The organism is Pseudomonas sp. PS02290 (assembly GCF_029960075.1).
In the GTDB taxonomy this organism is placed as follows: domain Bacteria; phylum Pseudomonadota; class Gammaproteobacteria; order Pseudomonadales; family Pseudomonadaceae; genus Aquipseudomonas.
Genome location: NZ_JASCOY010000015.1, coordinates 31,099 through 57,647, shown reverse-complemented (window position 1 = coordinate 57,647; position 26,549 = coordinate 31,099). Strand labels below are relative to the sequence as shown.

Annotated in this window: 30 protein-coding genes; 4 read left to right on the top strand and 26 right to left on the bottom strand. The window is 62.4% G+C overall.

From position 1 onward, the window contains the following. The first annotated feature begins 59 nt into the window (after nt 1-59). Complete coding sequence (gene hemE / locus QMX88_RS09960; RefSeq protein ID WP_282368755.1) at nt 60-1,124, top strand: uroporphyrinogen decarboxylase; 1,065 nt, start codon at nt 60-62, stop codon at nt 1,122-1,124. A 53-nt stretch (nt 1,125-1,177) separates the two neighbouring features. Here hemE and QMX88_RS09955 read toward each other — a convergent pair whose 3' ends face one another. The 3 genes from QMX88_RS09955 to QMX88_RS09945 form a co-directional block, all read right to left on the bottom strand. Next, nucleotides 1,178-1,477, bottom strand: a complete 300-nt coding sequence (locus QMX88_RS09955) for a HigA family addiction module antitoxin (RefSeq protein ID WP_282368753.1) — start codon at nt 1,475-1,477, stop codon at nt 1,178-1,180. Nucleotides 1,478-1,490: 13 nt separating this feature from the next. Next, complete coding sequence (locus tag QMX88_RS09950) at nt 1,491-1,769, bottom strand: type II toxin-antitoxin system RelE/ParE family toxin (RefSeq protein ID WP_282368751.1); 279 nt, start codon at nt 1,767-1,769, stop codon at nt 1,491-1,493. 102 nt (nt 1,770-1,871) lie between these two features. Next, nucleotides 1,872-3,137, bottom strand: a complete 1,266-nt coding sequence (locus QMX88_RS09945; RefSeq protein WP_282368749.1) for an MFS transporter — start codon at nt 3,135-3,137, stop codon at nt 1,872-1,874. A gap of 116 nt (nt 3,138-3,253) precedes the next feature. Here QMX88_RS09945 and QMX88_RS09940 point away from each other — a divergent pair, with 116 nt between their 5' ends. Beyond that, nucleotides 3,254-4,144, top strand: a complete 891-nt coding sequence (locus QMX88_RS09940; RefSeq protein ID WP_282368747.1) for a LysR family transcriptional regulator — start codon at nt 3,254-3,256, stop codon at nt 4,142-4,144. 353 nt (nt 4,145-4,497) lie between these two features. Here the strand turns inward: QMX88_RS09940 and QMX88_RS09935 are convergent, their stop codons facing one another. The 21 genes from QMX88_RS09935 to QMX88_RS09835 all read right to left on the bottom strand — a co-directional run bounded on the left by QMX88_RS09935 (nt 4,498) and on the right by QMX88_RS09835 (nt 23,145). After that, a complete protein-coding gene (locus tag QMX88_RS09935; RefSeq protein ID WP_192171201.1) occupies nt 4,498-4,944 on the bottom strand; it encodes an excinuclease in 447 nt (148 codons plus the stop codon). Nucleotides 4,945-5,043: 99 nt separating this feature from the next. Then, nucleotides 5,044-6,270 (bottom strand): beta-ketoacyl-ACP synthase, encoded by a 1,227-nt coding sequence (locus QMX88_RS09930; RefSeq protein ID WP_282368744.1) that lies wholly within the window; start codon nt 6,268-6,270, stop codon nt 5,044-5,046. Further along, nucleotides 6,270-6,998 (bottom strand): 3-oxoacyl-ACP reductase FabG, encoded by a 729-nt coding sequence (gene fabG, locus QMX88_RS09925; RefSeq protein WP_282368742.1) that lies wholly within the window; start codon nt 6,996-6,998, stop codon nt 6,270-6,272. Before fabG ends, QMX88_RS09930 begins: the two co-directional genes overlap by 1 nt. After that, nucleotides 6,991-7,464, bottom strand: a complete 474-nt coding sequence (locus tag QMX88_RS09920) for a hotdog family protein (protein WP_282368740.1) — start codon at nt 7,462-7,464, stop codon at nt 6,991-6,993. The genes fabG and QMX88_RS09920 overlap by 8 nt, the downstream gene beginning before the upstream one ends. Then, the gene (locus QMX88_RS09915) at nt 7,461-8,657 is read right to left on the bottom strand and encodes a beta-ketoacyl-[acyl-carrier-protein] synthase family protein (protein ID WP_282368738.1); all 1,197 of its coding nucleotides are present in this window, start codon (nt 8,655-8,657) and stop codon (nt 7,461-7,463) included. Before QMX88_RS09915 ends, QMX88_RS09920 begins: the two co-directional genes overlap by 4 nt. Continuing rightward, a complete protein-coding gene (locus QMX88_RS09910) occupies nt 8,654-9,142 on the bottom strand; it encodes a hypothetical protein (RefSeq protein WP_282368736.1) in 489 nt (162 codons plus the stop codon). The genes QMX88_RS09915 and QMX88_RS09910 overlap by 4 nt, the downstream gene beginning before the upstream one ends. Beyond that, nucleotides 9,139-9,885, bottom strand: coding sequence for a class I SAM-dependent methyltransferase (locus QMX88_RS09905; RefSeq protein ID WP_282368735.1), 747 nt, complete (start codon nt 9,883-9,885; stop codon nt 9,139-9,141). Before QMX88_RS09905 ends, QMX88_RS09910 begins: the two co-directional genes overlap by 4 nt. Then, nucleotides 9,882-11,129, bottom strand: a complete 1,248-nt coding sequence (locus QMX88_RS09900; protein WP_282368730.1) for an NAD(P)/FAD-dependent oxidoreductase — start codon at nt 11,127-11,129, stop codon at nt 9,882-9,884. Before QMX88_RS09900 ends, QMX88_RS09905 begins: the two co-directional genes overlap by 4 nt. Beyond that, complete coding sequence (locus tag QMX88_RS09895; RefSeq protein WP_282368728.1) at nt 11,116-12,291, bottom strand: sodium:proton antiporter; 1,176 nt, start codon at nt 12,289-12,291, stop codon at nt 11,116-11,118. Before QMX88_RS09895 ends, QMX88_RS09900 begins: the two co-directional genes overlap by 14 nt. Continuing rightward, nucleotides 12,288-14,648, bottom strand: a complete 2,361-nt coding sequence (locus QMX88_RS09890; protein WP_282368726.1) for an MMPL family transporter — start codon at nt 14,646-14,648, stop codon at nt 12,288-12,290. Before QMX88_RS09890 ends, QMX88_RS09895 begins: the two co-directional genes overlap by 4 nt. Continuing rightward, nucleotides 14,638-15,240, bottom strand: coding sequence for an outer membrane lipoprotein carrier protein LolA (locus QMX88_RS09885; RefSeq protein ID WP_192171191.1), 603 nt, complete (start codon nt 15,238-15,240; stop codon nt 14,638-14,640). The genes QMX88_RS09890 and QMX88_RS09885 overlap by 11 nt, the downstream gene beginning before the upstream one ends. Then, a complete protein-coding gene (locus tag QMX88_RS09880) occupies nt 15,237-15,662 on the bottom strand; it encodes an acyl-CoA thioesterase (protein WP_192171190.1) in 426 nt (141 codons plus the stop codon). Before QMX88_RS09880 ends, QMX88_RS09885 begins: the two co-directional genes overlap by 4 nt. Continuing rightward, nucleotides 15,655-17,199 (bottom strand): HAL/PAL/TAL family ammonia-lyase, encoded by a 1,545-nt coding sequence (locus tag QMX88_RS09875; protein WP_192171189.1) that lies wholly within the window; start codon nt 17,197-17,199, stop codon nt 15,655-15,657. Before QMX88_RS09875 ends, QMX88_RS09880 begins: the two co-directional genes overlap by 8 nt. Further along, a complete protein-coding gene (locus QMX88_RS09870) occupies nt 17,180-18,124 on the bottom strand; it encodes an LpxL/LpxP family acyltransferase (protein WP_282368722.1) in 945 nt (314 codons plus the stop codon). The genes QMX88_RS09875 and QMX88_RS09870 overlap by 20 nt, the downstream gene beginning before the upstream one ends. Beyond that, nucleotides 18,121-18,855: a glycosyltransferase family 2 protein gene (locus QMX88_RS09865; protein ID WP_192171187.1), complete on the bottom strand. Its 735-nt coding sequence runs from the start codon at nt 18,853-18,855 to the stop codon at nt 18,121-18,123. The genes QMX88_RS09870 and QMX88_RS09865 overlap by 4 nt, the downstream gene beginning before the upstream one ends. A gap of 29 nt (nt 18,856-18,884) precedes the next feature. Then, a complete protein-coding gene (locus QMX88_RS09860) occupies nt 18,885-20,564 on the bottom strand; it encodes an acyl-CoA synthetase family protein (RefSeq protein WP_282368719.1) in 1,680 nt (559 codons plus the stop codon). Then, nucleotides 20,561-21,106, bottom strand: a complete 546-nt coding sequence (locus QMX88_RS09855) for a hypothetical protein (protein ID WP_282368717.1) — start codon at nt 21,104-21,106, stop codon at nt 20,561-20,563. Before QMX88_RS09855 ends, QMX88_RS09860 begins: the two co-directional genes overlap by 4 nt. Then, entirely contained in the window at nt 21,103-21,357 is a 255-nt protein-coding gene (locus tag QMX88_RS09850; protein WP_192171184.1) for an acyl carrier protein, read from the bottom strand. The genes QMX88_RS09855 and QMX88_RS09850 overlap by 4 nt, the downstream gene beginning before the upstream one ends. 9 nt (nt 21,358-21,366) lie before the next feature. Further along, nucleotides 21,367-21,627, bottom strand: coding sequence for a phosphopantetheine-binding protein (locus QMX88_RS09845; RefSeq protein WP_192171183.1), 261 nt, complete (start codon nt 21,625-21,627; stop codon nt 21,367-21,369). Continuing rightward, nucleotides 21,602-22,414: a lysophospholipid acyltransferase family protein gene (locus QMX88_RS09840; RefSeq protein WP_282368714.1), complete on the bottom strand. Its 813-nt coding sequence runs from the start codon at nt 22,412-22,414 to the stop codon at nt 21,602-21,604. Before QMX88_RS09840 ends, QMX88_RS09845 begins: the two co-directional genes overlap by 26 nt. Further along, on the bottom strand, nt 22,390-23,145 hold the full coding sequence (locus tag QMX88_RS09835) for a beta-ketoacyl synthase chain length factor (RefSeq protein WP_192171181.1): 756 nt from the start codon (nt 23,143-23,145) through the stop codon (nt 22,390-22,392). The genes QMX88_RS09840 and QMX88_RS09835 overlap by 25 nt, the downstream gene beginning before the upstream one ends. Nucleotides 23,146-23,465: 320 nt before the next feature. Between QMX88_RS09835 and QMX88_RS09830 the strand changes: the two genes are divergently transcribed. Next, nucleotides 23,466-24,248: a ParA family protein gene (locus QMX88_RS09830; protein ID WP_282368711.1), complete on the top strand. Its 783-nt coding sequence runs from the start codon at nt 23,466-23,468 to the stop codon at nt 24,246-24,248. A 3-nt stretch (nt 24,249-24,251) separates the two neighbouring features. Here QMX88_RS09830 and QMX88_RS09825 read toward each other — a convergent pair whose 3' ends face one another. Further along, nucleotides 24,252-24,629 (bottom strand): PAAR domain-containing protein, encoded by a 378-nt coding sequence (locus QMX88_RS09825; RefSeq protein WP_192171179.1) that lies wholly within the window; start codon nt 24,627-24,629, stop codon nt 24,252-24,254. Nucleotides 24,630-24,765: 136 nt separating this feature from the next. After that, nucleotides 24,766-25,200 (bottom strand): thioredoxin TrxC, encoded by a 435-nt coding sequence (gene trxC / locus QMX88_RS09820; RefSeq protein ID WP_282368706.1) that lies wholly within the window; start codon nt 25,198-25,200, stop codon nt 24,766-24,768. 400 nt (nt 25,201-25,600) lie between these two features. Between trxC and QMX88_RS09815 the strand changes: the two genes are divergently transcribed. Further along, on the top strand, nt 25,601-26,542 hold the full coding sequence (locus QMX88_RS09815; protein WP_282368703.1) for a hypothetical protein: 942 nt from the start codon (nt 25,601-25,603) through the stop codon (nt 26,540-26,542). Nucleotides 26,543-26,549 lie beyond the last annotated feature (7 nt).

Below are 26,549 nucleotides of genomic sequence, written 5' to 3'. Positions count from 1 at the left end.
ACCGTGCCTTTTGCGTTGGTGTCTGAGAAAATGCCCGCACTTTTTTTCCGGATGCCGACATGACTGCCCTGAAGAACGACCGTTTCCTTCGCGCCCTGCTCAAGCAGCCTGTTGACGTCACGCCTGTATGGATGATGCGCCAGGCTGGCCGCTATCTCCCGGAGTACCGCGCCAGCCGCGCCAAGGCCGGAGACTTCATGAGCTTGTGCATGAACCCGGCGTTCGCCTGTGAAGTCACCCTGCAGCCCCTTGAGCGCTATCCGCTCGACGCCGCCATTCTGTTTTCCGATATCCTCACCGTTCCCGACGCCATGGGCCTAGGCCTGTACTTCGAAACCGGCGAAGGCCCGCGCTTCCGCAAAACCGTCACCACCCTGGCTGATATCGAAGCGCTGCCGATCCCTGACCCACAAAAAGATCTCGGCTATGTCATGGACGCAGTCAGCACCATCCGCCGCGAGCTCAACGGACGCGTTCCGCTGATCGGGTTCGCCGGTAGCCCGTGGACCCTGGCGACCTACATGGTCGAAGGCGGCTCGTCCAAGGACTTCCGCAAATCCAAGGCCATGCTCTACGACAACCCGCACGCCATGCGCCTGCTGCTCGACAAGCTGGCGCAATCGGTGACGGCGTACCTGAACGGCCAGATTCTCGCAGGCGCTCAGGCGGTGCAGATCTTCGACAGTTGGGGCGGCAGCCTGTCGGCCGCGGCGTACCAGGAGTTCTCACTGGCCTATATGCGCAAGATCGTCAACGGCCTGATCCGTGAGCACGACGGGCGCAAAGTGCCGGTCATTCTGTTCACCAAGGGCGGCGGTATGTGGCTTGAAAGCATTGCCGACGCCGGCGCCGACGCACTGGGCCTGGACTGGACCTGCGACATCGGCGAAGCCCGCCGTCGTGTCGGCAGCAAAGTCGCGCTGCAAGGCAACATGGACCCGACCGTGCTTTACGCCAACCCAAACGCCATCCGCCAGGAAGTCTCGAGCATCCTCGCCAGCTACGGCAGCGGCACCGGCCACGTCTTCAACCTCGGCCACGGCATCACCCCCGAAGTCGACCCGGCCAACGCCGGCGCCTTCATCGAAGCAGTGCACGAAATGTCGGCCAAATACCACCAGTAAGCGCTTTGCAGCTATGAAAACGCCCGGCAATTGCCGGGCGTTTTTATGTGGGGTCAGGCTGCGGTAATCGTCGGGGCGATATACAACGGCGTTATGGGCGGCTGCTCCCGATGCTCGGCCTGCCAGAGGTCGTGGCTCATCTGTACAGCTAGCCAAAAGCGAGCAGTGCTTAAACCTGCACGTTCCAGTCGTACCGCCAGATCTGGGCTAACCGGAGCACGGCAATTGATGACCCGAGACAACATTTCACGTGAAAAATGGAGCCGCCGTGCCATTTCGGCAATTTTGATGTTCATCTCCGGCAGCATCTCCTGGATCATTTCGCCAGGGTGGGGAGGGTTGTGCATTCTCATGCATGAACTCCTGTCAGTGGTAATCGAGATAATCGACAAGCTCGACATCGTTCTCGATAAATCTAAAAATAATTCGCCAGTTCCCGCTTACTGATACTGACCAATATTGCGTCAGATTGCCTTTCAATGGATGCAGCTTCAGTGCTGTTAAGCCCAGTTCATGGGGTCCTTTAGCGATCTCTAGCGCACCCAAGATAAATCGCAGGCGGTTTGCGTGAGCCGCGCGAATCCCTTGCGTCGTTCCAGTGTGGAAGAAAGCCCTAAGGCCCTTATGTTTGAAAGATCTAATCATAGCAGCAGAGCGTGAATCAATTAGTCACGCTTTGCTGTCAGGCGATGTAGATGCGGGGGATGTGAAACGATGCCGCGTTTTGTGTGAAAACGCCTATATCCATCAAACCTGCACATTCACCGCCAACGGCTTCACTTTCGCCAGTTTCAGCGCCACAGCGAGGGCGATCAGCAGGAGGGTGCCGATGAAGGCGCCGATGCCGTTCCAGCCGGCGTAGTGCCAGAATACGCCGCCGCCGGTGCCGGCGACGCTGGAGCCTACGTAGTAGCTGAACAGGTACAGCGACGAGGCCTGGCCTTTGGCTTTGATGGCGCGGCGGCCGATCCAGCTGCTGGCGACGGAGTGGGCGCCGAAGAAGCCGAAGGTGAACATCAGCACGCCGACGATCACCACCAGCAGCGGGGTGAACATGGTCAGCGCGACACCGACGAGCATCAGCACGATCACGGCCCACAGGACGTTACGACGGCCCAGTTGGTCGGCCAGTGCGCCGATCTTCGCCGAGCTGTAGATGCCGGACAGGTACACCACCGAAAACAGGCCGACCACGGCCTGGCTCAGGTTGTACGGGTCGGCCAGCAGGCGGTAGCCGATGTAGTTGAACAGCGTTACGAACGCGCCCATCAGCAGGAAGCCTTCAAGAAACAACCACGGCAACCCGGCGTCACGGAACTGCAGGACAAAGCCTTCCAGCAGGCTGCGGCCATTGAGCGGGCGGGCGCGGAAGTTACGCGACGGCGGCAGGATTCTCCAGAACACCCCCGCCGCGCCCAGCGCAATGATGCCCATGATGAACAGCGCCGTGTGCCAACTCACGTAATCGCTCAAGACCCCGGTGATCACCCGGCCGCTCATGCCACCGATGGCGTTGCCGCCGATGTACAGGCCCATTGCCAGGCCGATGTGCTGTGGGTGGATTTCTTCGCTGAGGTAGGTCATCGCGACAGCGGCCAACCCGCTCAGCGACAAGCCCACGAACGCCCGCGTGATCAGCACGCCCTCCCAAGTGGGCATCAGTGCGCTGGCGATGGTGAAAAGGGCGGCCGAGAACAGCGAGAACACCATCACCGACTTGCGCCCGAGGCGGTCGGAGATAGGGCCGGTGATGAGCAATCCGATCGCCAGCATCGCGGTGGACACCGACAGAATCATGCTGCTCTGGGCAGCGTTGATGGAGAAGTCCCGCGACAGCACCGGCATCATCGGTTGCACGCAGTACAGCAGCGCAAACGTCGCGAAACCGCCGGAGAACAGCGCCAGCACCGTGCGGATGAAAGCGGGCGTGTCCTTCTCGATGTAGGAATCGCCCAACGGGATGGCCGCTGTGGCGAACTCGGCAGACGCGGCGGGGGATGCAGCAGTATTCACGGGTGACCTCAGGCGGGAGAGCGGGGAGCAGTGGCAAAAGAATATAGCCGCCTAACGATCGCTTCCAATATATTGTTCGACCTGTTTGATAGGTTTGACGACCTAATGGAATGACTGTGGAATTACGACACCTGCGTTACTTCATCGCTGTCGCTGAAGAGCTGCATTTTGGACGCGCTGCTCAGGCGCTCGGCATCTCTCAACCGCCGTTGAGTCAGCAGATTCAGGCGCTGGAGCAAGAGCTCGGCGCGCGTCTGTTTGAGCGAACCAATCGAAGGGTGGAACTGAGCGAGGCGGGCCGGTTGTTCCTCGCTGAAGCCCGTCTGGTGCTGGCGCAGGTCGAGAAGGCCTCGGACGTCGCTCGGCGTGCGCAATTGGGAGAGCTGGGCGAACTGAAAATCGGCTTCACGGCATCCGCGCCGTTCACCTCAAGCATCCCGCAGGCCATCTTCGCGTTTCGCCAGCGTTATCCGGCGGTGCACCTGGCGCTTCAGGAAATGAGCAGTCGGGAAGTCGCTGAGCGGCTCGAGAACGAGTCGATGCAAGTGGGCATCATGCGGCCGCTGCCGTTGCCGGATTCACTGGTCGCCGTGGAGCTGCTGCACGAACCCTTGGTGGCGATATTGCGCTCGGACCATCCACTGGCCGAAGGCTCGGAACGCGGCATTCATCTGCGGGAACTGGCCAGTGAGCCGTTTGTGTTCTTCCCGCGCAGTTACGGCAGCGGGCTCTACGCACAGTTGCTGGATCTGGCGCGGGAGGCGGGCTTCAGCCCATTGTTTACTCAGGAGGCGGGGGAAGCCATGACCATCATTGGTCTGGTGGCGGCGGGACTGGGCGTGACCGTGTTGCCGGCGTCGTACCAACGCATGCGCATCGACGGTGTGGTTTACCGGACGCTGCTGGACGCGCAGGCTACGTCAGCGGTGTGGCTGGTGCAGCGCAAGGATCAGAAATCGCCCATGGCCAAGGCGTTTGTCGAACTGGTGACGCGCAAGGCGGGGTAACTGACCCAGAGCAAAGCAGATGGGGTTGTGGGAGTGAGCTTGCTCACGAACGTGGCATTACAACCACTGAAGATGGGGTGAATGTACTGACCTCTTCGCGAGCAAGCTCGCTCCCACACGGCCTGCGTCGCCCAGTGACCCGTGACGAATGCAAATCTGCAGACTCCCCATTGTTCTGACACCGCACTGGGCTGCGGCAAACGGCGCTCATGTGGGAGTGAGCTTGCTCACGAAGGCTCAGGTGGGTTCGCCGATGATTTGTCGGTTGAACGACCATTTCGCAACCTCCCTCCCATAGCGCAGCCATCCAAGCCAGTGAGCGAGGCAAGACGCCTCAACTCACTGGCAAAAACTTACTGCACCTTCGCCAGATCACCCTTCAACGCAACGCCTGCCATGATGGCGCCGGCGTGGCACTCATAGGTGGCCGGGTCTTTGCGTTCGATCTTTTTGTAGTAGCTGGCGATGTTGACCACCGCGTTGGCGCCTGCGCTTTTTGCGGCCTCGTTCAACTGCAGGATGGCGGACTGCAAGACCCACTCGCAGGCCTCGTTGTCGCTCTTGTTGAAGGCGTTGGTTTTCTTGTTGGTCACCGCATTGGCTGACAGTACCGACACCTTGCCTTTTGGCTGCACGCCAGCGAGGTAGAACTTGACGCTGCCGTCGAGCTTCTTCTCTTGGGTCATCTGTGCGACCACCTTGTCGAACGGCAGATACAGGGCCGTGTCCCGAGCCTGGCTGATGCCCGGCAGTGTGCACAAAACGACGGCGGCCGTTGCTGCCCAGACTTTCAATTTCATGGTTTCGCTCCTTGAGGTGGTTAACGGGTGTAGAAGATCAGTGATGTGCCCCGCCGGGAGCGTCTTCCGTTGCGCCGGCGGGTTGAACGAATTACGGGGTCAAGACCAACGCCGGAAGATCAGCGACGTGTTGACCCCGCCGAACGCAAAATTGTTGTTCATCACAAACTCGTGACTCATGTGGCGGGGCTCGCCGCGCAGGTAGTCCAGTTCGCCGCAGCGGCTGTCGACCTCGTCGAGGTTGAGCGTGTGGATGTAGCGGTCGCGGTTCATCATCTCGATGCTGAACCAGGATTCCAGCGCACCGCAGGCGCCGAGGGTGTGTCCCAAAAAGCTCTTCTGCGAACTGATCGGCATGCGCGAGCCGAACAGGCTTTGCGTGGCAAGCGTCTCGGCGATGTCGCCCTGTTCCGTCGCCGTGCCGTGGCCGTTGACGTAACCGATGGCCTCGGGCGGCAGGCCCGCGTCTTCCAGCGCCAGTTCCATGGCACGACGCATGGTCACTTGTTCAGGGCGGGTGGTGTGGACGCCGTCGGCATTGCTGCCGAAGCCGACCACCTCGGCGTGAATCTTCGCCCCACGCGCCAGCGCGTGTTCCAGCTCCTCGAGCACCAGCATGCCGCCGCCTTCGCCGATCACCAGGCCGTCACGCCCATTGTCGTAGGGACGCGGGCTGGTGTGGGGCGCATCGTTCTTCAGGCTGGTCGCGTACAGCGCGTCGAACACCATGGCTTCGGTGGGGCACAACTCTTCGGCGCCACCGGCCAGCATCAACGGCAGACGCCCGAACTTGATCGCTTCATAGGCATAGCCCACGCCCTGGCTGCCGCTGGTGCAGGCGCTGGAGGTCGGGATCAGGCGGCCGGTGAGGTTGAAGAAGATGCTGATATTCGCCGCCGTGGTGTGCGGCATCATGCGCACGTACGAGTTGGCATTGAGGCCTTCGGCGACGGAATTCAGCAACATGTTGCCGAACGCCTTGATCTCGTCGGTGCTGCCGGTGGACGAACCGCAGGCCACGCCCATGCGCCCGTCGCGAATGATCGGGTCGCCCAGCAAGCCGGCGTCACGCAGCGCCTGTTCTGCGGCGCCGACCGCCAATCGCGACACCCGGCCCATGCTGCGCAGCTGCTTGCGCGTCCAGTACGACGGCACCGCGAAATCATCTATCGGGCCGGCCAGACGGGTGTTGAGCTCGGTGAAGCGATCCCATTCGTCCATGCGCCGGATGCCGCTGCGATTGCCGCTGAAATTGGCCTCGATACTGGCCCAGTCGCTGCCCAGTGACGTAATACCGGCCATGCCGGTGACGACAACGCGTTTCATCAGCACAGGCCTCCATTGACGGCCAGCACCTGGCGCGTGATGTAGGAAGCTTCCGCCGACATCAGGAAATTCACGGCGCCGGCGACTTCTTCCGGCGTGCCCATGCGTTGCGCGGGAATCATCTTCATCAGTTCATCGACCGGCACGTTTTCGTCGAGCATGGCCGTGTCGATCAGCCCGGGCGCGACGCAGTTGACGGTGATCTTGCGTTTGCCCAGTTCTATTGCCAGCGCCTTGGCCGCGCCGATGACGCCCGCTTTCGATGCGCTGTAGTTGACCTGGCCACGATTGCCGATCAGCCCGGACACGGACGTGATGCAGATGATGCGCCCGGCAGCTCGGCGGCGGATCATCGGCATGATCACCGGATGCAGCACGTTGTAGAAACCGTCGAGATTGGTGCGGATGACCATGTCCCAGTCGTCATCGGTGAGCGCCGGAAAAGCGCCGTCACGGGTCAGGCCGGCGTTGCAGACCACGCCGTAATAGGCACCATGGGTTTCGACGTCGGCTTCGAGGATCACCTTGCACGCAGCACGGTCGGCGACGTCGAATTGCAGCACGCGCGCCTGACGCCCGAGCGCCTCGACTTCACGCTGTACAGCGTCGGCTTCAGCGCGGCCACTGCGGCAGTGCAGCACGATGTCGTAGCCGGCCTGGGCCAGGCGCAGCGCAATGGCGCGCCCGATACCGCGGCTTGAGCCTGTGACCAGAATTGATTCAGTCATTTACGGCTCCTTCGGCCAGATAGCTCGCCGATTGCGGCGGGCAATAAACATTGAGTCGGGCGCGGACCTGAATGCCGGCACCGCTCAGAGAGCACTCGAACACGCCCATGCCGCTGTCATCCTGCAAGGACCGCCGTGCATGGATGATCAGATCGCTGCCGACCGGGAAGTGCTCGACATTGCATTCGAATTTGCGCGTGCCCAGCAGGAAACCCAGCTCGACCGGGTCACCCTTCACCCGTGCCTGACAGCCGGCAAACGCCGCAACGCTTTGGGCCATCAGCTCGACGCCGACCCAGGCCGGCATGCTCCCGTCGGGGCCATTGAACAGCCCGCCGGGTCGAACGATGACGCGGGTGTGAATCTGCTCTTCGTCGAACGACAGCACTTCGTCGATGAGCACCATGTCGCCAGCGTGGGGCAGTAAATCAGCCGGCGGCCACGGGCATGAAGGTACAGCGGTCATGGGTGCTCCCCGATGATCAGGCTGACGTTGTTGCCACCGAAGGCAAAGGAATTGCTCATCATCCGGCGTGGTGAATCACGCAGCAGGGTGTCGTTTGCCTTGACCCAGTTCAGCGCGGGCAGGCTTGTATCGGCTTCGCCATCCCACACATGAGGCGGCAGCTGATCCTCGTTATTTTCAGGGGCCAGCGCCAGCCAGCAGAACGCGGCTTCCAGTGCCCCGGCGGCGCCAAGGGTGTGGCCGCTCATGGGTTTGGTCGACGAGCACGCTACGCCGTGGGGGAATATGGCGCTGACCGCCAGACTTTCCATTGCGTCGTTGTGCTGGGTTGCGGTGCCGTGCAGGTTCACGTAGGCGATGTCGCTGGCGGTCAGTCTGGCGCTCGTCAGCGCCTTGCTCATGGCTTCTTGCGCGCCGTGCCCGGTGGGTTCGGGAGCGGAAATGTGGTGGGCGTCCGAACTGGCACCGGCGCCCAGCAAGGCGATGCGATGATCGTCCGCTGGCTCGCGCGTCATCAGAAACAGCACGGCCGCTTCGCCGATATTGATGCCGTTGCGATTGCGCGAGAACGGGTTGCAGCGCTCGTTCGATACCGCTTCAAGGGACGAGAAGCCGTTGATAGTCAGCTTGCACAGGCTGTCGACGCCGCCGCACAACACCGCGTCGCACAGGTTCATGTCGAGCAGCCGACGCGCGCTGAGCAGCGCGCGGGCGCTGGAGGTGCAGGCGGTGGAAATCACGTAGGCCGGGCCGCTGAGGTCCAGCCACGCCGCGAGGAAGTTGGCCGGAGCGCTGAGTTCCTGCTGGCGATAGTCGTAGCTGTCCGGAAAAGTCTGATCGGCCAGGTAACTGGCGATCCCGCGGCTCGCTTCGTCGATGCCCGACGTGCTGGTGCCCAGAATCACGCCGATGCGGCCACGACCATAGCGGGTGATCGCCTGCTGAATGTCAGGCTCGATCTGGAGGGCGGCGGCAAGCAACAGCTGGTTGTTGCGGCTGCTTTGCTGGCCGAGCGCCGCTGGGATTGTCGGCAACAGGCTTTTCACGCCGGCCACGGGCAGCGAGCGATCAGGTATCCAGCCGCTTTCCGTGCGCATGCATGAGGCGTCCCCGGCGAACAGCGTCCGGGCCACGCTCTGGCGGTCGTCGCCCAGTGCGCAGATCAGCCCCAGGGCATTGAGGTATGCCGTCATTGACTCGCCTTGCCTTCGAGCGGGCTGACGACGTATTTCAGTTCGCCGCTTTCCATGCTGATCTTGAAGAAACCCTCGGAGGCGTAATCGACGATCCAGCGATCATCCAGACTGCGGCCATAGGGACGCAGCTCGACGCCAGGGTATTCAAAGCGCACTTCTTTCAGTGACGTCAGGGCAAACAGCACGGCCGCGAACAACTCGCGCGCTTCAGGATTGGGCGGCAGCAGACCATCGGCCTTCCAGCGATCTTCGCGAAGCTGCTGGCGCGCCACCGGAATACCGAGGGGGTCCATCAACGAGAACCGCAGGCCGTGGCGTTCTTTCTGGATCACCATCACCCAGTCCTGGCGCTGACCCGCCTGTTCGCGCTGCACGTGCAGCTGCACGGGGAATTTGATGTGGGGCGTTTGCGCGGGCAGCGGCGCGTGGCTGGCGCAGCCACTCGCCAACAGGACGCAGAGCAACAGAAAGGCGCGAATCATAAGGCTTTACCTTCTAGGATGGCCGAGAGAGGTTTGCGTGCGACGACATTGATCAGCGTCTCTTCACGTTCCCCAAAGGCCTTGGGTTTGACCAGTTTCAAACGTTCCAGCAGACCGAAATCTTTGGCCCGGCTCCACCAGAGATAGGGGTAAGAAACGTTGTGCGCAGTGAAATGAAAACCTTCATCGCTCAGCATGTCCAGGTATTGCGCGGCGCTTTTCTGGACGTGCATCGGATGACGGAAGAGCCAGCGAATCACCCACGTGTCGATGTAGGCCTCGGTGGACTCGGCGAACAGCAGGTAACCGCCGGGCTTGAGCACCCGATAGAACTCGGCGAGGGATTTTTCCTGCTCGACCAGATGATGGAACGTCTGATGGCAGAAGACCATGTCGACACTCGCGTCCGCCAGTGGCAAGGCTGCGCAATCACTGCCGATCAGCTCAACGTTCAAACCGCGACGCTGGGCTTCTTCAGCGCTGAGTTGCAGGCTGAGGGGGTCGGCGTCGATGCCGAAAATCTTCGCCGGATTGAACGCGCTATGCAGGTACTGAAACGACTTGCCCTGCCCGCAGCCGGCGTCCAGCACCACCGGGTTCTCAGGCAGGGGCTCACTGAACAAGCTGCGCAGGTCGTCGATGGCCACTCGCAAAACGTGGTGCTGCCACGTGTGACTGCGCAGAAACAGAAAGCCCAGGCGCGTTTCTTCAACGTAACTGTCGCTGAAGTACTGGCCGCTCATGGGCGAGGGCTCGCACAGATTTCGGCGAGCATGCGCAGGCGCCGCTTGGGCTCGGCGACGAACGGGTTGCGCTCGTCCCACGCGTAGCCGGCCAGGATCGAGCTGATCATGCGGCGTATGTCGGGGCGGCTGTCCGGATAGAAAATCACATCCTGAAAACTGCCCTCGTACCAGCCTTCGACGTAGGCGCGGAAGGTGTCCACACCGCGTTTCAGCGGCGCGGCGAACTCGCTTTCCCAGTCAACGCTTTCGCCTTGCAGCTGACGATGCAAAACACCGGCCGCCATGCTCGCCGAGCGCATGGCGATGGTGACGCCAGACGAAAACACCGGGTCGAGGAATTCCGCCGCGTTGCCGAGCAAGGCAAAGCCTTCGCCGTGCAGGGTTTTGACGTTGGCCGAATACCCGCCGATGCTGCGCGCCGGGGTGTCCCAGACAGCGTTTTGCAACACGCGGCTCAAGCTCGGGGTCTCGTCGATGAACGCGCGCAGGCAGGCGTCGAGGTCATCGGGCTTGCCCGCGAAACGCTCGGCAGACGCCACGACGCCGACCGAACAACGACCGTTACTGAACGGAATCGACCAGAACCACACGTCCTTCAAGGTTGGGTGAACCGTCACCAGAATCTTTTCGCGATCAAAGCGTTGGTCGTCGATGCGGTCTTCGACGTGGGTGAACACCGCCTGACGCAGAGGGAAGTTCGAGGGTGCTTCCAAGTCCAGCAAGCGTGGCAGCACGCGGCCATAACCGCTGGCGTCGAGCACGAACGTCGCTTGCACGCGGTAGGCCGTACCGTCTTCGCGCTGCACGTCGAGGGTCGGCTGCTCGCCGGAGAAGTCTGCGGCGGTGATGGTTTCCCGGTAGCGAACTTCAACGCCTTGGCGCTCGGCTTCGTCGGCCAGCAGTTTGTCGAAGTCGGCGCGCTGCACCTGAAAGGTGGTGGGCTTGCCGTTGCTGAAGGTGTCGCCGAAGTCGAAGGCGCTGTACTGCTCACCGCAGGCGAAGGCCGCGCCGTTTTTCATCTGGAACCCGGCGGCATTGACCGCTTCCAGCATGCCCGCTTCTTCGACGAAATCCAGGCAATGGGACAGCAGGCTCTCGCCGATGGAGAAGCGCGGGAATTCCTGGCGCTCGATGATCAGCACATCGTGGCCCTGACGTTTGAGTAACGCAGCAGCGATGGCTCCGGCTGGCCCGGCGCCGATCACGACGACCTGACGACATTCCATTTCAGCTATTGGCACAAGGTTTCCTTTTCGAGTGTTCGACGACATCGACGTCATGCAAATCAAGAGGGCGGTTCATGCCCAGGAGGGCTGGCAACAGGGTGGCGATCAGGCTCATGAGCATCAGCGCGAAATACAGCGACGGGCTGATCAGCCCCTGTTGCAACAGCAGGTTGAGAAAGACGATTTCGCTGAGGCCACGGATGTTAAGCAGCAGGGCTTCTTTCCAGCGCACGGCACCTGCAAACGATGGCGCCGCCCAGCGCACGCCGATCCAGTTGCCCAGCAGTTTGCTGGCGATCGGCAGCACGAGCAGCCCCAGCAGAGTCAGCCAGCCCAGTTCGCCGATGGCGCTGTGAATATTGATCTGGACGATGCCGAACATGAGGATCAGCGGGATCGCCACGTAGTGCTGCAGCGCCTTGAACCAGGCGGCTTTCAGCGGCAGCGCAAAGGGTTGCTTGAGCGCGTTCATGCACAGCAGATAGCCGATGCCGACGATGAGCGCGTTGAGGCGGTAGTGCTCGGCGACCATCAGCAGCAGAAAGAAAACAGCCCCGTAAACCTGTGGCTGGCGAACCCGCAGCAGCCGTAACAGCAGCGGCACGCCGGCGAGCAGCAGCGGGATAATCAGACTGGTCAGGTGCAGGCTGCCCTGGGCCAGCCCGAACAGCCCCCAGCAGGCCAGATCGATCAGGATCGCCGTCTGCACCAGACGTCGCGTGGCGTGCAGCGGGTAGCCGATGTGGTTGAGATAGAGATACAGCACCGGAATGGCAGTGATGGCGAACACCAACCCCAGCGCCAGGCTGCTCAGCCAGCTCGACGCCGGTAGAAGCCACACGGCGCAGGCTATGCCGCAGAGAAAGGGTACACAGAAGCTGGGCAGCGCGACTTTGAGGCTCTGCGGGTCGAGACGCACATCGATCACGTCGCTGAGGATATGCCCGAGCACGACCGCGAAACTCACGCCGTACAGGGTTTTCAGCCAGACCGGCGCGACCAGTTGCGCGCCGGTGAGCTGCCACTGCGGTTCGACGAGGAACAGCATCAGCAGCGGGATGGCAAACGTCGCCAGCAGCAATTGGCTGACGATGGGGATCAGGTTCAGTCGGGCGCCGAGCCGGCTGGCCAGCGCAAACAGCCCGAGCACCATCGCCCAGAACGCGACGGTTATCACGAGCGTTTCTCGTGCTGGTTGTTCGCGGCGCTCTCATCCTGACGCGCCGCATTCTCATGCTGACGCCCTGCCCAAGGCGCCAGAATGAAGCTGAAGGCCAGACCGAGGCTCACCGACAGCCCGAAATTGCTCACTGCCGGGGTGCTGGAGATCGCCAGCAGACCGAACGACAGCCACGTGGTCGCCGCCGCCAACAGCGTGCCCAGCAGGCTCACGGCCGCGCCGCCAATCTGCTCGCGCATGAGGATCGCGTAATCGACGCTGATCGCAGTGACCAGCAGCAGACCGAACAGGCTGAACAGCGTCAGCGGCTGACCCAGCCAGCCGAGGCTCGCCAGACTGCACACTGCCGCGAGCAGTGGCAGGGCGATCACCCTCAGTGCCCCGCGCAGACCGAATGGCAAAATCAACAGCAGAACGATCAGCACGCAGGACGCCAGCTTCAGTTCGGCGGCGCTGATCTGGGTGGCGGCGAACACCTTGTTCAGGTCGCCAAGGCGGTCCACCAACTGGACGCCCGGAAGGTCCTGCGCCTGCACGCGGAGCAGCGCCGCATCGTTCAGGCCCTGCAGGCTGACGATTCCGGCCACGCCTTGATCGTTGCTGCCCAGCCATAGCAGACGCCAGGGTTCGCCCAAAGGCCCGGCCAGTACATCGTCGATGCCTTGGACGGGAAGGGCGCGCAGGTTTGCCAGTTCGTTATTGAGCACTTCCGGCGGCACACCCAGTGCGAGCAACGGCTGCCAGTGCGCAGGCAGCGTGTCGAGGGCGGCGCGCGCAGCCTGTTGTTCGGCGGGCGTCGCCACCAATTGGTTGAGGGACAGATAGCCCTGCAGTTTGCCTTGGGTGGCCAGTTGATCGAGTCGCTGGCTCAGCGCGGTCTGACGTTCCAGTAATTGTTGCTGATCGGCGCCGCGCACCAGGAAGAACTGGCTGGTGGGTTGGTAGCCGGTGATGCGCGCCACGGAGCGCGCTTCGTCGGTCAGGCTTTGCGGCGCGGCGATCCATTGGCGGATGTCATTCTTGGTGGTCAATTGCAGCAGGCCGGCTGCGCAAAAAATGAGCAACGCCCCCAACAGCACCGGCGTGCCCACTCGAGTGAGCAGTCTGGCGCGTGCGTTCATCAAGGCTTCAGCGATCTTCAGCGGCCATTGCGCAGGCCGCAACTCGACACCGTTGAGCAGCGCCGGGAGCAGGCACACCGCCGTCAGATAAGCGCCGACCAGACCGGCCGCCGAGAACACGGCGATCTGGGTCAGGGCCGGGAAGGGTGTCCAGGCGAGGGCCAGATAGCCAATGCAACTGGTGGCCAGACTCAGGCTCAGGCCCGACAGCGTCAGGCGCAACGCCGGCCAGCTGCGCCAGGGTTTCAGGCTCCAGCTTTTGGAGAGGTAGTGCAGCGGATAGTCCACCGCCACGCCGATCAGGCTTGAGCCCAGCACCAGCGTCATGACGTGCATCTTGCCAAACAGCGCGACGCAGGCCGTGGCGCCGAACAGCATGCCGACCATCACCGGAATGAACGCCAGCAACACACGCCAGCGTTTGAACGCCAGCAGCAACAACAACAGGATGCCCAGGGTGGCGCCGCCGCCGACCCAGGTGATTTCCCGGGTGGCCTGTTGCTGGCCGTGGGCGGCGTACAACAGGCCGCTGGCCGCCAGCAATCGTGCATCGCTTGCGCTCGCCTGTTGGCGCGCTTCGTCCATCAGCGCGGAGACATGCAGCGGCAAGCGCATGTCGAACGCATCGGCGCGGGTGCGGGCGCGGAGCAGGACCCAGCTTTTGCCATCGGCTTTGGCGATCAGCGCGCCGCTGCCGATGTCCAGTTGCACCGAGCCGTGCATCGGCTGCCCGTTCTGAATGCGCCCCGTCAGCCCGAGCCAATCCTCCTGGCTGGGCACCAGACTGAAACTGCCAAACGGATCGAACAGGCTTTGCACGCGCTTTTGAATAAAGGCTTCCGGATGCTCGATGAGCTCGGAGCGGTCCTTGGGCGGCAGCATCGCCAGACGACCGTGCAGCAGTTGTTCACGCAGCGCCGGAAGATCAGCCTGCACGTTCCACTGGACCTTTTCGAAGAGCCCACTAGCCTGCCATTTGTCGCTCAACTGCCGCGCCAGCTCGACGGCCTTTTCGGCATCGGCGTGACCCACCAGCACCAGCATCTCGCGGTTCATCGGCTCCTGAATGCGCTGTTCGGCGCGCAGCTCCAAGGCATCCGGCGTGCTGCCGGGCACCAGTTCCATGAGGTTGGCCGACAGCGGCGCGCCATGACGCCATTGCCAGCCGGCGAGTGCGAGCACGGCCAGCAAGGCAATCAGGAAAAGGCGCGGCAGCAGGCGTTCAATCGGCAAAGTCAGCGCGCTCCGAATCGCTCAGCGGTTGGGCGCTGGAGCTGTCGATCATCTTCAGCAGCGTGCTGTCGCCCTGGGTTTCAAGCAGCTCGATACGTTGCACCAGTGCGCCGCCATTGATGTTGATCTGGTTGAACACCTGTTTCAGCAACATCGAGCGCGGCACCAGGGTCAGTTGCCAGGCCTGGGCGTCGCCGCTCAACTGCACGTCGAAATCACGCTGCAGGCCGCTGCTGTCACCTTGTAAAACGGCGAGAAACAGCCGGTTCTGCTCGGCGCCTGCGCTTTTGCCCGGCAGCATCTGCCAGCTGCCATCGGCATCGCGGCGGGCGATGCCGGCGGCGGTGATGCGGTAATCCTGTTTCAGCGGCGTATCGAGCAGCCACAGCAGACCTGAATCTTTCGCCAGTACGAAGTCGCCCTTGCTGGTCAGCGGCTGGGGCAGGGCGCGCAGGTGTTTTTCCTGCACGAAGGCGCCATGAATGACGGCAGGTTTGGCCAGTTGATCGCTCAGTTGCTGCAGATCGAAGGCGTGGGCCAGCGAGGTCAGCGTGAGCAGCATCAAGCTGAGGAGGCCTTTAAAGGCGCTCATTTCAAAGCCCTCTCGACCGCTTCCACAAACACCATGGGGCAGGCCAGTTGCATTTCGCGGGTGTTAACGTCGACGGCCACTTGCACGGTGCTGGCGCGGGTCAGGCGCTCGCCGGTCGCGATGTCGGTGATCAGATAATCGATCTTCAAGCGGTTCTCCCACTCCACGAGACTGGCGCGCACGTTGATGCGCTGACCGAACACCGCGCCGCGCACATAGCGCAGTTGCAGATCGATCACCGGCCAGGCGTAACCCGAATCGAGCATGTGCGTGTAGTTGTGGCCGAGCTTGTCGAGGAGCGCGCAGCGCGCCACTTCCAGATACTTCACGTAGTGCCCGTGCCAGACGACGTGCATGGTGTCGACGTCGAAAAACGGCACCAGGATTTCGGTGTCTTCGTGGATCACGCCTTTACTACGCATGCAGCCTCCAATGTTGTTCGGCGATGCGCTTCAAGCAAAGCCGGAGTTCGCCTTCCAGCGCGCGGTCTTCTATTACCGGCGGGAAGTCCTCGCGCAGTTGTTCGTGCATCGCTGCGAGAGCAGGCGGCAGCGGGCGCGCATCGGCATCGCGGCTGCGCAACCAGACGCCCTGATTGGCGGCGATCAGCGTGGCGGCGGCGACCTGCTCGGTCAGCTCCAGCACGCGGATGGCGTCTCGGGCGGCGATAGTGCCCATGCTCACCTTGTCCTGGTTATGGCATTCGGTGGAGCGGGAAAACACGCTGGCCGGCATGGTGTTTTTCAGCGCTTCGGCGGTCCAGGCGCTGGTGCCGATCTGCACGGCCTTGAAGCCATGGTTGATCATCGCGCGGTCCGCCGGGGCGCCGGACAGGTTGCTCGGCAGGCCGTGGTTGTAACGCTCGTCCACCAGCAAAGCGAGCTGGCGGTCCAGCAGGTCGGCGACGTTGGCAACGAGATTCTTCAGGCTGTCCATGGCAAAGGCGATGTGGCCGCCATAGAAGTGGCCGCCGTGGAGCACGCGTTCGGCTTCGGCGTCGATGATCGGGTTGTCATTGGCGCTGTTCAGTTCGATTTCGATGAAGCTGCGCAGCCAGTTCAGGCTGTCCGCCAGCACGCCGAGCACATGGGGAGCACAGCGCAGGGAGTAGCGGTCTTGCAGGCGATGCAGCGGGGCGGTCGGCGCGTCGATGGCCAGATCCTTGCGCAGCCAGGCGGCCACTTGCATCTGCCCCGGATGGGGTTTTGCAGCAAACAGGCGCTCGTCGAAATGCTCTGGGTTGCCTTGCAGCGCCACGACGTTCATCGCGGTAATGCGGGTTGCCAGTTGCAGCAGATAATCGGCACGGGCGAAAGCCAGGCACGCCAGGCCGGTCATGACTGCGGTGCCGTTCATCAAGGCCAGCGCTTCTTTCGGACGCAGCACCAGCGGGTCCCAGCCCAGTTGACGATGCACATCGGCGGACTGCCGACGCTCGCCGTTGAACAGCACCTCGCGCTCGCCGGACAGTGTCGCCGCGACATACGAGAGCGGCGTCAGATCACCACTGGCGCCCACCGAGCCTTCTTCCGGAATCAGCGGCAGGATGTCGTGGTCGAGAAAGGCTTGAAGACGCTCAAGCAATTCGACCCGAACGCCGGACACGCCGTGGCACAGCGAGCGCAGACGTGCGGCCAGTACCGCGCGGGTGGCCTGGGCATCAAGCAACTTGCCGAGCCCGCAGCCATGAAAGGTGTACAGATGACGAGGCAGCGCTTCGACGTGTTGCAGCGGTACCGCCACCACGCACGAATCGCCGTAGCCGGTGGTCACGCCGTAGATCACGCCTTCCTTGTCCAGCAGCGAATCAAGAAACTGCGCGCCCTTGGCGATGCGCTGGCGGTAGGCACTGTCGTTCTGCAACGCCGTCGGCCGCTGGCGGTTGGACAGCGCCAGTACGTCTTCGATGCGCAGGTGGCCTTCGCCGAAAATAATGGGCTCAGGTGCTTGGTTCGTCATCGGATTTCCAGAACGGGTAGAAGTTGAACCACTGCTGCGGCGCTTGCACGCAGTAGTGCGCCAGACGGTCGGCGTAGCGTTGGGTCCATTGGGTGATCACTTGCTGGCGATCGCTGCGCCGCCATTCGATGGCAGTGGCGAACGGTTCGAGGATCACCCGGTAGCCGGTCGCGCCCTTGAGGCAGAAAATCAGGTTGATCGGGCATTTCAGCAACCCGGCCAGCAGCCATGGGCCCTGGGGGAACGCCGCCTGATGGCCGAGAAAATCGACCCGCGCGTTGCGCCCGCCGTGCAGCGGAATCCGGTCGCCGGCGATGGCCAGCCATTCGCCGCGATCCAGGCGCTGACTCAGCTGCAGCATGATCGCCGGGTCCAGTTCGCTGACCTGAATCAGCCGCAGATTAGTCGCGCCGGCCTCGCCCAGCAGGCGGTTGAAACGCTCGGCATGCTTGGTGTGCACCAGCACGTTCATGGTGACTTTTTCGCCCAGCTCGGCCAGCGCCCGACAGACTTCAAGGTTGCCCAAATGCGCGCCGACCAGCATCTGCCCGCGCTCGCCGCGCAACTGATCACGCAAGTGCGCGTCGTCGATGATTTCGATCTGCTCCAGACCGAGCTTGCCGTTCCACACGTCCAGCTTGTCGAGCAGGGCGTCGGCGAAGGCCATGAACTGCCCGAACACGCGCCAGTGCGTGGGTCGCAGCTCCGGTTGCTGGGTCCAGTCGGCCAAGTGCCGTTGGTACTGCCAAGCGCTGCGGCGAGCGCGGCGGCCGAACAGGAAAAAGTACAGCACAATGCCGTGCAGGATCGGGCTGAGCACCCGTCGCCCCAGGACTTTGACGCCCCAGGCTGTGAGCTTCATCAGCAGGAAACTGCCACGCTCTTCGTGGGCTGCCCAGTGCTGCTTCTGATCGGCGTCACTCATGGCAACCACCGCCGCCAGAGGATCAGCGGAAAGCGCCCGAGCATGCCGAAGAACAGCTTGGCGTGCATCTTCGAGATGAGGGCGTTGTCGTGAAACAGCCGAAAATGCGAGAGGCCGTCCTGGGGATAGTGAACCTTGGTTGGCAGCCAGCGCATCGGCTGATTGCGCCACGAAAGGCGCACGAGGATTTCCGGGTCGAAGTCCATGCGCTTGCCCAGATTCACGGTGTCGATCAGGTGCAGCACCGGCTTGAGCGGGTAAACCCGAAAGCCGCACATGGAATCGGGAATCTGCAGTGACAGGCTGTTGATCCAGACCCAGACGTGGGTCAGGTAGCGCGCATACAAGCGCCCTTTTGGCACGCTGGCGTCGTACTGCGGATAACCGCAGATCAGCGACGTCGGGTGCTCGCGGGAATGATCGAGAAACACCGCGATGTCGTTCAGATCGTGCTGGCCGTCGGCGTCGACTTGCAGGGCATGGCTGAAACCCAATTTCGACGCCTCGCGCAGGCCGGCCATGACCGCGCCGCCCTTGCCCTGATTGACCGGCAGCTTCACCAGAAAGACATTGGCCTGTTGGGCGAGGGATTCAAGCACGGCGGCGCAGGCCGGGCTGCTGGCGTCGTCGACCAGCACGCAGGGCAAGCCGGCGTGCAGCAACTCCTGAACGACAGCCGGTACGGCGAGTTCGTGGTTGTAGACCGGAATCACGGCGCAGGGGTTATGCATAAGCGACCTCTTCCTTGAATGTGCAGAGCTCATGCATCCGCGTTCACCAGTAAAATCCGCCCGCTGGAGCAGGCCGCTTCGCCGTTGCGATAGGCAAAATGCAGCTTGCTGCGCTCGGGGTCGAAACGCAGGGTCAGGCTGATGCGATCGCCGGGGCGCACCAGTTGTTGAAACTTCAGCACTTCCATGCCGGCAAACCGCGGCGGCAGGTCCATCAGACGCTGTGCCAGGTTCATCGCCCAATCGACCTGAACCACGCCGGGTAAAATCGGCGTGCCCGGAAAGTGGCCGGGGAAATGGGCGAGGTCCAAGGGGACGATCAACTCCAGTCGCAACTCATCGTCGCGCTGCTCCTGGGCGACCAGATCAGGGGCTTGAGTGCGCGGCGACACCAGCAGGGTCTCAATCAGCGCTTGTGGCAGTTTCCCTTGGGCGTTGAGGGGCAGATGGCCCAGCAGTCGCCAGCGACGCGGCAATGCCAGCGCCTCGCAGTGCGGCACCAGATGCTGACGCAGCGCCTGGGTCAGCGCGCGCCGCCCCTGATTGCGCAACGCGTGCACGCCGCTGGCGCTCAACACCACCAATGCGCCCAGCGACGCGCGGTTTTCCCGGACCACGCCGAGGCGTGCTTCGCTGACCCACTCATGGGTCGCGAGCGCTTGCTCCAGAAGCGGCAGGGAGATGCGCTTTTCTTCCAGTTTGACGATGCGGTCCAGTCGGCCCAGCAGCTCGAAACGACCGTCTTCCAGAAAGCGCACCGCGTCGGCTGTCTGTTCGACATGGTCGCTCGGCAGGTACGGCGACTCGATCCGCAGGGCGCCGTCGGCATCCTGGCTCAAGGTGACGTCGTCGAAAGCGCGCCACAGCGAGTCGCCCTGGCGCCAGGCGATGCCGCCGGTTTCGGAGCTGCCGAGTATCTCGCTCGGCCACTGCCCGAGTCGCTGATGGAGGCTGGCTGCGGCGTCGGCCGGCAGCGCACCGCCGGAAGAGAACACCCGGCGCACGACGCTCAGGTGGCTCCAGTCGAGATTGTCGCCCATGCGCTTGAGCAGTGCAGGGCTCGCCACCCAGGCGAAGGATTCATGCTCGCGGCTGGCGCGTTGCAAGTCTTCGGGAAACGGCAGTTGCTGGCGCACGAAGCTGCGTCCGGCGCACAACGGCCACAACACCCGGAACAGCAGGCCATAAATGTGCTGCGCCGCCACGCTGCCGATGATGCAGGCATCGCCCAGTTCTGCGCCCCACAAGCGTTCGAGTGCACTGACTTCGTTGGCCAACTGGCGCAGGTGTTTCTCGATCAGCTTGGGTTCGCCGCTGGAGCCGGACGTGCACAGGCTCAAGCTGCACTGATCCAGATCGAGCGCGGCAGGGGGCAGCGGATCGGCGTTCAGTTGTTCGAGGCGGGTGTCGTCCGGCAGATCCGTCAGCCACAGGTCGACATGACTGGCCCAGCGCTGTCTCGTCTGCGCCTGCAGATCGGACGGCAGCAACACCGCCACATCGGCGCGCCAGGCCGCAAACAGCGCGATGGCCAATTCAGCGGCGTCTTCGAGGTGGACCGCCAGGCGTGTCACGCCACGCTGCTGCAATGCGGCGGCGACACACAGCGCGCGTTCCTGCAATGCGGCATGGCTGAACGCCGGAGCATGGGCAACAACGCGCTTTGGATGAGCGTCAAGCAACAAGTGTTCGAGATCGATCCAGCTCATGCCCGACCCCGGACGCGCTGACGAACGATCCATTCACCCGCAAACAGAAGACCCATCAAACCGTAGGCAATGAGCCCTGTGTATAACGTCCACCAGCTCAGCGGCGCCCAAAGGGTCAGCGCGGCGGCGACAAGGCCATTGAACAGGAAAAACAGGCACCAGACGCGGGTGACCTGGAGGGTGTAGCGAACCACAACGGGCGGCAGGTCAGGCTCCGTCAGGCGTGCCAGTCGCTCGATCAGCGGCATGCCGCGCATCAGGCTCAGCCCGAACAGGGTCAACATGAAACCGCTGATCAGCACGGGGTACCAGCGTAGCAATTGCGGGCTGTTGAACAGCCCGAGCAGCAGGCAAAAACCCATCGCCGTCAGCGCCATCGACACGCCGCCCGGACGTCGCTCGCTGGTCAGCGCACGCACCGCCCACAGCGCGCCGAGCAGCAGTGCGAACTGCCAGGGGGCGAAGTGGCCCATGCCGAAGTAGACGGCAAACGGGTACAGCACACCTGCAAGCACCAGGACCAGGCCAATCAGTCGACTCATGCGGCGCTGTGGACCAGGCGATAGACCGCGTCGACGACATCGCCCACGGTGCGCACTGACTTGAATTCTTCGGCGGCGATCTTCTTGCCGGTCTTGCGCTTGATGTGGTCGATCAGGTCCACGGCATCAATGCTGTCGATTTCCAGGTCCTGATACAGGTTGGCTTCGAGGGTAACGCGCTCGGGTTCGAGCTCGAACAGCTCAACCATCGACGAGCGCAGGGTGTCGAAGATGTCTTCACGGGATTGCATGTTCTGTCCTCAGGCCACTTGGCGCGCGCTGACGAATGCCGCGAGGCTGTCGACGCTGGTGAAGTGATTGCGAGTGTCTTTGGCGTCGGCGTCGATCTTGATGCCGTAGCGTTTCTGGATGGCCAGGCCCAACTCCAGCGCGTCGACCGAATCCAGTCCCAGGCCTTCACCGAACAGCGTCTGGTCGTTGCCGATGTCGTGGGTGCTGATGTCTTCGAGGCCCAGGGCATCGATGATCAGCTGTTTAATGTCCTGGTGCAGATCGCTCATCTGTGGCGAGCTCCTTGGTGAAGTGTTGATGCAGATAGTCGTTGAGCTTGCGCGACGCCACAGGGGCCGGGCCAAGCGCGGCGAATGCCGCTGGATCGATATCGTTGCCCACGCGCAGGTGAAAATGCGGGCGGCGCAGGGGAATGCGGTACCACGGCTCGGCCTTGGTCAGCGTGGTCGGCGACACGTGGATGGTCACCGGCGTAATGACGTGGGCGCCACGCAGGGCAATGGCCGCAGCGCCGCGATGGAAAGCGGGCGCATGGCCTGGCTGGGTCCGCGTGCCCTCAGGGAAGATGATCAGGGTTTGCCCGGTCCGCAGCAGATGCGCGGCTTGCTCCAGCATGTCGGCGCTGCCGTCGTTGCTGACGTAGCCGGTGGCCCTGACCGGGCTTCGGGTGAATACGTTTTGCCACAGGCTCTGCTTGACCACGCAATTGGCGTCACGCACCAGCCCGATGAGAAACACCACGTCGATCAGCGACGGATGGTTGGCAATGATCATCTGCCCCGGGCGGCCCAGGCGCTCGGCGCCCTGGATTTCGTAGGTCAGCACCCCAGCGTTGCTCATGATGCGGATAAATGCCCAGAACAGGCGGCTGATGGTCCGCCGGGCGCAGCGTTGATGGCTGCAGGTATCGCCGGGCAGCAGCGCCAGCAGGGGAAAGACGAACACACGCAGGCACAGCCCGCCCACACCGAACAGGGCAAAGCTCAGGGCCGTGGCCAGCAGGCGCCAGTAATAGGCGTCGCGGCTTTTGCTCAGCGGTTGTGTTGCCAATTCCATAGCCGATTTTTCCAGGGATGTTGCAGAGCGCTCTGTTGTGTCGACAGCGCACGTAAAAGGTTGAGCGCGTGGGGCCATTGGCTGCGCTCGGAATCCGTCTCGATCGGTTCGCGGGTCGTCAGCGAAAGCTGCCACTCATCCCCCGGCGTCAGCAGCAGGCCGAGCGCATAGGGAAACGGCACATCGTCGATCCACGGCGCGTACGCGGCAGGCGGCTGCTCTTCGGTGATCACCAGCAATACCGCCGGCGCACCTTCTTCAAGCAGGGAGGCCGCCTCGATGACGCCATGTTCAAGCCCGTCGCCCGCACAGGCCAGGGCCGTCATCTCGCTGGTCTCGCCGCGCAGGATCGACCACAGGCCAATAACGGCGTTGTGCACGGACAGGCTGAACTGGGTGGGCGACAGCGGCTCGTCTTTGGCCAGATCGCTGAGGATGTCGAAGGTCCGGGGCGTTTCGCCGTGGCGCGACACGAACACCAGCGGCAATCGCTCCAGACCCTCCGCCAGCGGCCAGCCTACGCCGAAGGCCATGCGGGCCAGACGGCTCAACCGGCGGCGCTGCATGGCCGGCAAAAATGAAACGTCCGGCGCTGCGTCCGTCGGGGCGGGGATCACGGGTTCGTGGCTCCATTGGCGCCACTCTTCGACCGACGTCAGCCCCGGCGCCCACGCGCGCCACTGTGCAATGTTGAACTTGATCACAAAATTATCCTGCCCTGACACGGGCATACTTCCGGGCTTCGAGTCTCCGAAGTGGCACCAACCATGGCGCGGCGCTATCACCGAGTGGCGGGCATTATCCCGATGCCCAGGCACCGAGGCAAACGTTGAAACAAAAGGTTTGTTTACTGGCGATTATTCTTACTGGTAGGGCAGCGGCGTCTGACACTGTTTTGTAGGATCAATAGGACTGTATGCGTTGCAGGCTTCGCCTTTGCAGTCAGATTTTTCCGAGAGACTCGCCCTACTCATCGCGATTGCCTAGACTCGGGACCATTCATCGGGTCGCTGGCGATCCTTTACGGCTAGACAGCAACAGGGAGTCTTACATGCGGCGTGTGGTGTTCAATCAGAAGGGCGGCGTTGGCAAGTCCAGCATCGCCTGCAATCTGGCGGCTGTCAGTGCTCATGAGGGTTATCGGACGCTGTTGATCGATCTTGATGCCCAGGCCAACTCGACGCAGTACCTCACCGGTCTGACCGGCGACGAGATTCCCATGGGGATCGCCGATTTCTTCAAGCAAACCTTGTCTTCCGGGCCTGGCGCCAAGAAGAATCAGGTCGACATCTACGAAACGCCCTTCGACAACCTTCATGTCGTGACCGCCACGGCGGAGCTGGCGGATCTGCAGCCCAAGCTGGAAGCCAAGCACAAGATCAACAAGCTCCGCAAACTGCTGGATGAGCTGAGCGAAGACTACGATCGCATCTACCTGGACACGCCCCCGGCGCTGAATTTCTACGCGGTATCGGCATTGATCGCAGCGGATCGTGTGCTGATTCCGTTCGACTGCGACAGTTTCTCCCGCCAGGCGCTGTACGGGTTGCTCAAGGAAATCGAAGAGCTCAAGGAAGATCACAACGAGGATCTGGAGGTGGAAGGCATTATCGTCAACCAGTTCCAGTCGCGGGCGAGCCTGCCCCAGCAGATCCTTGATGAGCTCATCGCTGAAGGGCTGCCGGTGCTGCCGGTCTACCTCACCAGCTCGATCAAGATGCGTGAATCTCATCAAGCCAATATGCCGCTGATCCATCTGGAGCCGCGGCATAAGCTGACCCAGCAATTTGTCGAGCTGCATCACTTGCTGGAAACGGGTGCGGGTAATCGGTAGCTGCTAGGCGAGGGGTTCGGGGCTCTCTCGACGGGCTCGCGTCATCTGCTTGGCTCGCTTGCGCGCCTTTTCGGCCATGTCCTTGGGAATGTCGATGGTCGCGTCCATGTCGGCCTGAAGCTGAGTCTGGCTGGCGATCAAACGATGGGTGCCTTCCTCGCAGCCGCAGCGCACTGCCTGGCCATGGGTCGCCACGGCCACGAGTTCGTCGATGAAGGTCGGATTGCCTTGGGCAATGAAGCCGATCTGCGCGCACAGCTCGCACCAGACCGGATCGCCCATGCGCGCCAGGCGCCGGTCCTCCCATGTGTGCGAGCCTGAGGCCCGCAAAACCACGCCGCCGGTTGTTGTTGAATCGCCCTCTCTGACCACGTATGTCATTGCTAACCACTCCAGGGTGCCGATAGGAGTGGCGAAGCCTAGACTCAGAATTCGAAGAATTCGGGGCAAAAGAGCGCTTTCAGAACATGCCTACAGCGCTGGCTGTCACGCACTTCGATCGCTGAAGAAACGCCCCTCATATTCCCTGACTGGTCAGCCAGGCCATCAACTGTTGCAACGGCATCGCGCCACTCTGCCGGGCGATTTCACGGCCGTCCTTGATCAGGATAAGACTCGGGATCGAGCGAATTCCAAGCTGTGCTGAAAGCTGCTGATTGGCCTCGCTGTCCAGCTTCGCCAGCCGAACGCGCCCGCTCAGCTGAGTTGCCGCTTGCTCGAACGTCGGCGCGAACGATTTGCAGGGGCCGCACCATTCCGCCCACACGTCCACCAGCAACGGCAGATCGCCCTTGATCTGGCTGGCGTAATCGCCCTGCGTCAGGTTGAACGGCTTGCTCAGCAAAACCGGCTGCTTGCAGCGCCCGCATTTCGGCTGGTCGGACAGCCGCCCGGCAGGAATGCGATTGAGCCCGTTGCAGTGCGGGCAGGGGATCAGCAGTGAATCGGACATGAGAGAGACCTGACTAGGATGGATGACTGTTACGTGGAGTCTGGGGGATGGGTTATCAAGCTCTACGGCTGCACCTGTAGCGACGGGATGTCATCAATGGCGGTCGGCATTCACTGATCACCTGAAATGCCAGGTGTGAACTACCCCAGATTTCTCCGCTCGTTTAAGCACCCACGCCCAATAAAAGCTCAAACCTGAAGACGCAACGAATTCCCCTTTGACCCTTCGTACCAGCCCCTGACTGCGCGGGTCAAGCCACATCCCCGAGCGCTGATTACCCGAAAGCATCCCCCGTTCGCCCAACTGTTCGCCCTGCCTGGCTGTCGCTAGTGTCGACGCGAGGGGCTGACTGACGAACATGCGCGTCGGCCCTTGTCATCTCATAGCCAGGGAGTCGCCCATGATCAACCAGATCCAGGCCGCGGTTGCAGCGGTTGTCGCGAACAAAAAGCCAGTCGTTGACGCCGCTCTAAACAGTGACCCCAAACCCGTCGACAAGGCGGCTACGACAGCTACCGACAAGGCGACGTTTTCGACACTGGCGGCTCAGCTTAACGAGAGCGCAGCGCGAGCCCAGAAGAGGGACGCAGTGATGACCCAAACCGAGTTGGGGCAGTACGGGCGTAATCGCATCAATGAGTTTTTGATCGAAGGCCGCACAGTCAACAGCGGCACCCGGGCCATGGAAGTGCCCAAGACGAACGACCCTGAATTGCTGGACCGCGCGCGCGAGGCCAGTGCGTTTGTGACCCGGACCCTGGCCGGCGACAAGAACGCCAAGAGCCCGTTCGAAAACCTCTCCCGCGAGCAACTGAACCTGATCGCCTTTGACGACAGCGGAGCCTTCACCCTGAACGAGCGGCGCGCGGCCTGGCAGGGCGTGCAGAAGATGGACGAGGACTGGCGCAACGTTGTGATAAACGAGGGCGTGATCGAGCAAGCCCGGACGGGCAAGGCCACCCGGTTCTACAACGACGCCCTGAGCTACCTCAAGTCGCTGCCAGCGATTGAGAGGGCGGTGAGCTATCCCAAAGGAGCGGAAGCCATTCTGGAAGCGCGGATCAAGAGCGACCTGACGCTGCCCAGCCTGCCGGGCGCTTTTGGACGCCACGCCCCAGACCGCAAGCTGACCCTTTACGACATCCTCGCCGGCATCGTCGACACCACCAAAGACAAGAAAACCGACCCGAACAACATCGTCCACACGAAGAAATTCTCGCCCCGCACTTCTCCGGTGCCGACTACCGCAGCTCAGGAGGTTGAGAAGCCAACGGCTGCGAATGCCAATGCGCAAGTTAAGCAAGCGGGTACCACGTCCAAGAATGAGAAGGCAGCAGGATAAAAGATGC

Excerpts from the sequence above, each read along its gene's own strand:
- QMX88_RS09920 (WP_282368740.1), bottom strand. The coding sequence starts at position 7,464 with ATGACCGCTGTACCTTCATGCCCGTGGCCGCCGGCTGATTTACTGCCC.
- QMX88_RS09815 (WP_282368703.1), top strand. The coding sequence starts at position 25,601 with ATGATCAACCAGATCCAGGCCGCGGTTGCAGCGGTTGTCGCGAACAAA.
- QMX88_RS09860 (WP_282368719.1), bottom strand. The coding sequence starts at position 20,564 with ATGAGCTGGATCGATCTCGAACACTTGTTGCTTGACGCTCATCCAAAG.
- QMX88_RS09850 (WP_192171184.1), bottom strand. The coding sequence starts at position 21,357 with ATGCAATCCCGTGAAGACATCTTCGACACCCTGCGCTCGTCGATGGTT.
- trxC (WP_282368706.1), bottom strand. The coding sequence starts at position 25,200 with ATGTCCGATTCACTGCTGATCCCCTGCCCGCACTGCAACGGGCTCAAT.
- QMX88_RS09835 (WP_192171181.1), bottom strand. The coding sequence starts at position 23,145 with ATGCCCGTGTCAGGGCAGGATAATTTTGTGATCAAGTTCAACATTGCA.
- QMX88_RS09905 (WP_282368735.1), bottom strand. The coding sequence starts at position 9,885 with ATGAGCGGCCAGTACTTCAGCGACAGTTACGTTGAAGAAACGCGCCTG.
- QMX88_RS09825 (WP_192171179.1), bottom strand. The coding sequence starts at position 24,629 with ATGACATACGTGGTCAGAGAGGGCGATTCAACAACAACCGGCGGCGTG.
- QMX88_RS09915 (WP_282368738.1), bottom strand. The coding sequence starts at position 8,657 with ATGACGGCATACCTCAATGCCCTGGGGCTGATCTGCGCACTGGGCGAC.
- QMX88_RS09855 (WP_282368717.1), bottom strand. The coding sequence starts at position 21,106 with ATGAGTCGACTGATTGGCCTGGTCCTGGTGCTTGCAGGTGTGCTGTAC.
- QMX88_RS09880 (WP_192171190.1), bottom strand. The coding sequence starts at position 15,662 with ATGCGTAGTAAAGGCGTGATCCACGAAGACACCGAAATCCTGGTGCCG.
- QMX88_RS09935 (WP_192171201.1), bottom strand. The coding sequence starts at position 4,944 with ATGAAATTGAAAGTCTGGGCAGCAACGGCCGCCGTCGTTTTGTGCACA.
- QMX88_RS09830 (WP_282368711.1), top strand. The coding sequence starts at position 23,466 with ATGCGGCGTGTGGTGTTCAATCAGAAGGGCGGCGTTGGCAAGTCCAGC.
- QMX88_RS09840 (WP_282368714.1), bottom strand. The coding sequence starts at position 22,414 with ATGGAATTGGCAACACAACCGCTGAGCAAAAGCCGCGACGCCTATTAC.
- QMX88_RS09885 (WP_192171191.1), bottom strand. The coding sequence starts at position 15,240 with ATGAGCGCCTTTAAAGGCCTCCTCAGCTTGATGCTGCTCACGCTGACC.
- QMX88_RS09875 (WP_192171189.1), bottom strand. The coding sequence starts at position 17,199 with ATGACGAACCAAGCACCTGAGCCCATTATTTTCGGCGAAGGCCACCTG.
- QMX88_RS09845 (WP_192171183.1), bottom strand. The coding sequence starts at position 21,627 with ATGAGCGATCTGCACCAGGACATTAAACAGCTGATCATCGATGCCCTG.
- hemE (WP_282368755.1), top strand. The coding sequence starts at position 60 with ATGACTGCCCTGAAGAACGACCGTTTCCTTCGCGCCCTGCTCAAGCAG.
- QMX88_RS09955 (WP_282368753.1), bottom strand. The coding sequence starts at position 1,477 with ATGAGAATGCACAACCCTCCCCACCCTGGCGAAATGATCCAGGAGATG.
- QMX88_RS09930 (WP_282368744.1), bottom strand. The coding sequence starts at position 6,270 with ATGAAACGCGTTGTCGTCACCGGCATGGCCGGTATTACGTCACTGGGC.
- QMX88_RS09870 (WP_282368722.1), bottom strand. The coding sequence starts at position 18,124 with ATGAGTGACGCCGATCAGAAGCAGCACTGGGCAGCCCACGAAGAGCGT.
- QMX88_RS09950 (WP_282368751.1), bottom strand. The coding sequence starts at position 1,769 with ATGATTAGATCTTTCAAACATAAGGGCCTTAGGGCTTTCTTCCACACT.
- QMX88_RS09865 (WP_192171187.1), bottom strand. The coding sequence starts at position 18,855 with ATGCATAACCCCTGCGCCGTGATTCCGGTCTACAACCACGAACTCGCC.
- fabG (WP_282368742.1), bottom strand. The coding sequence starts at position 6,998 with ATGACTGAATCAATTCTGGTCACAGGCTCAAGCCGCGGTATCGGGCGC.
- QMX88_RS09910 (WP_282368736.1), bottom strand. The coding sequence starts at position 9,142 with ATGATTCGCGCCTTTCTGTTGCTCTGCGTCCTGTTGGCGAGTGGCTGC.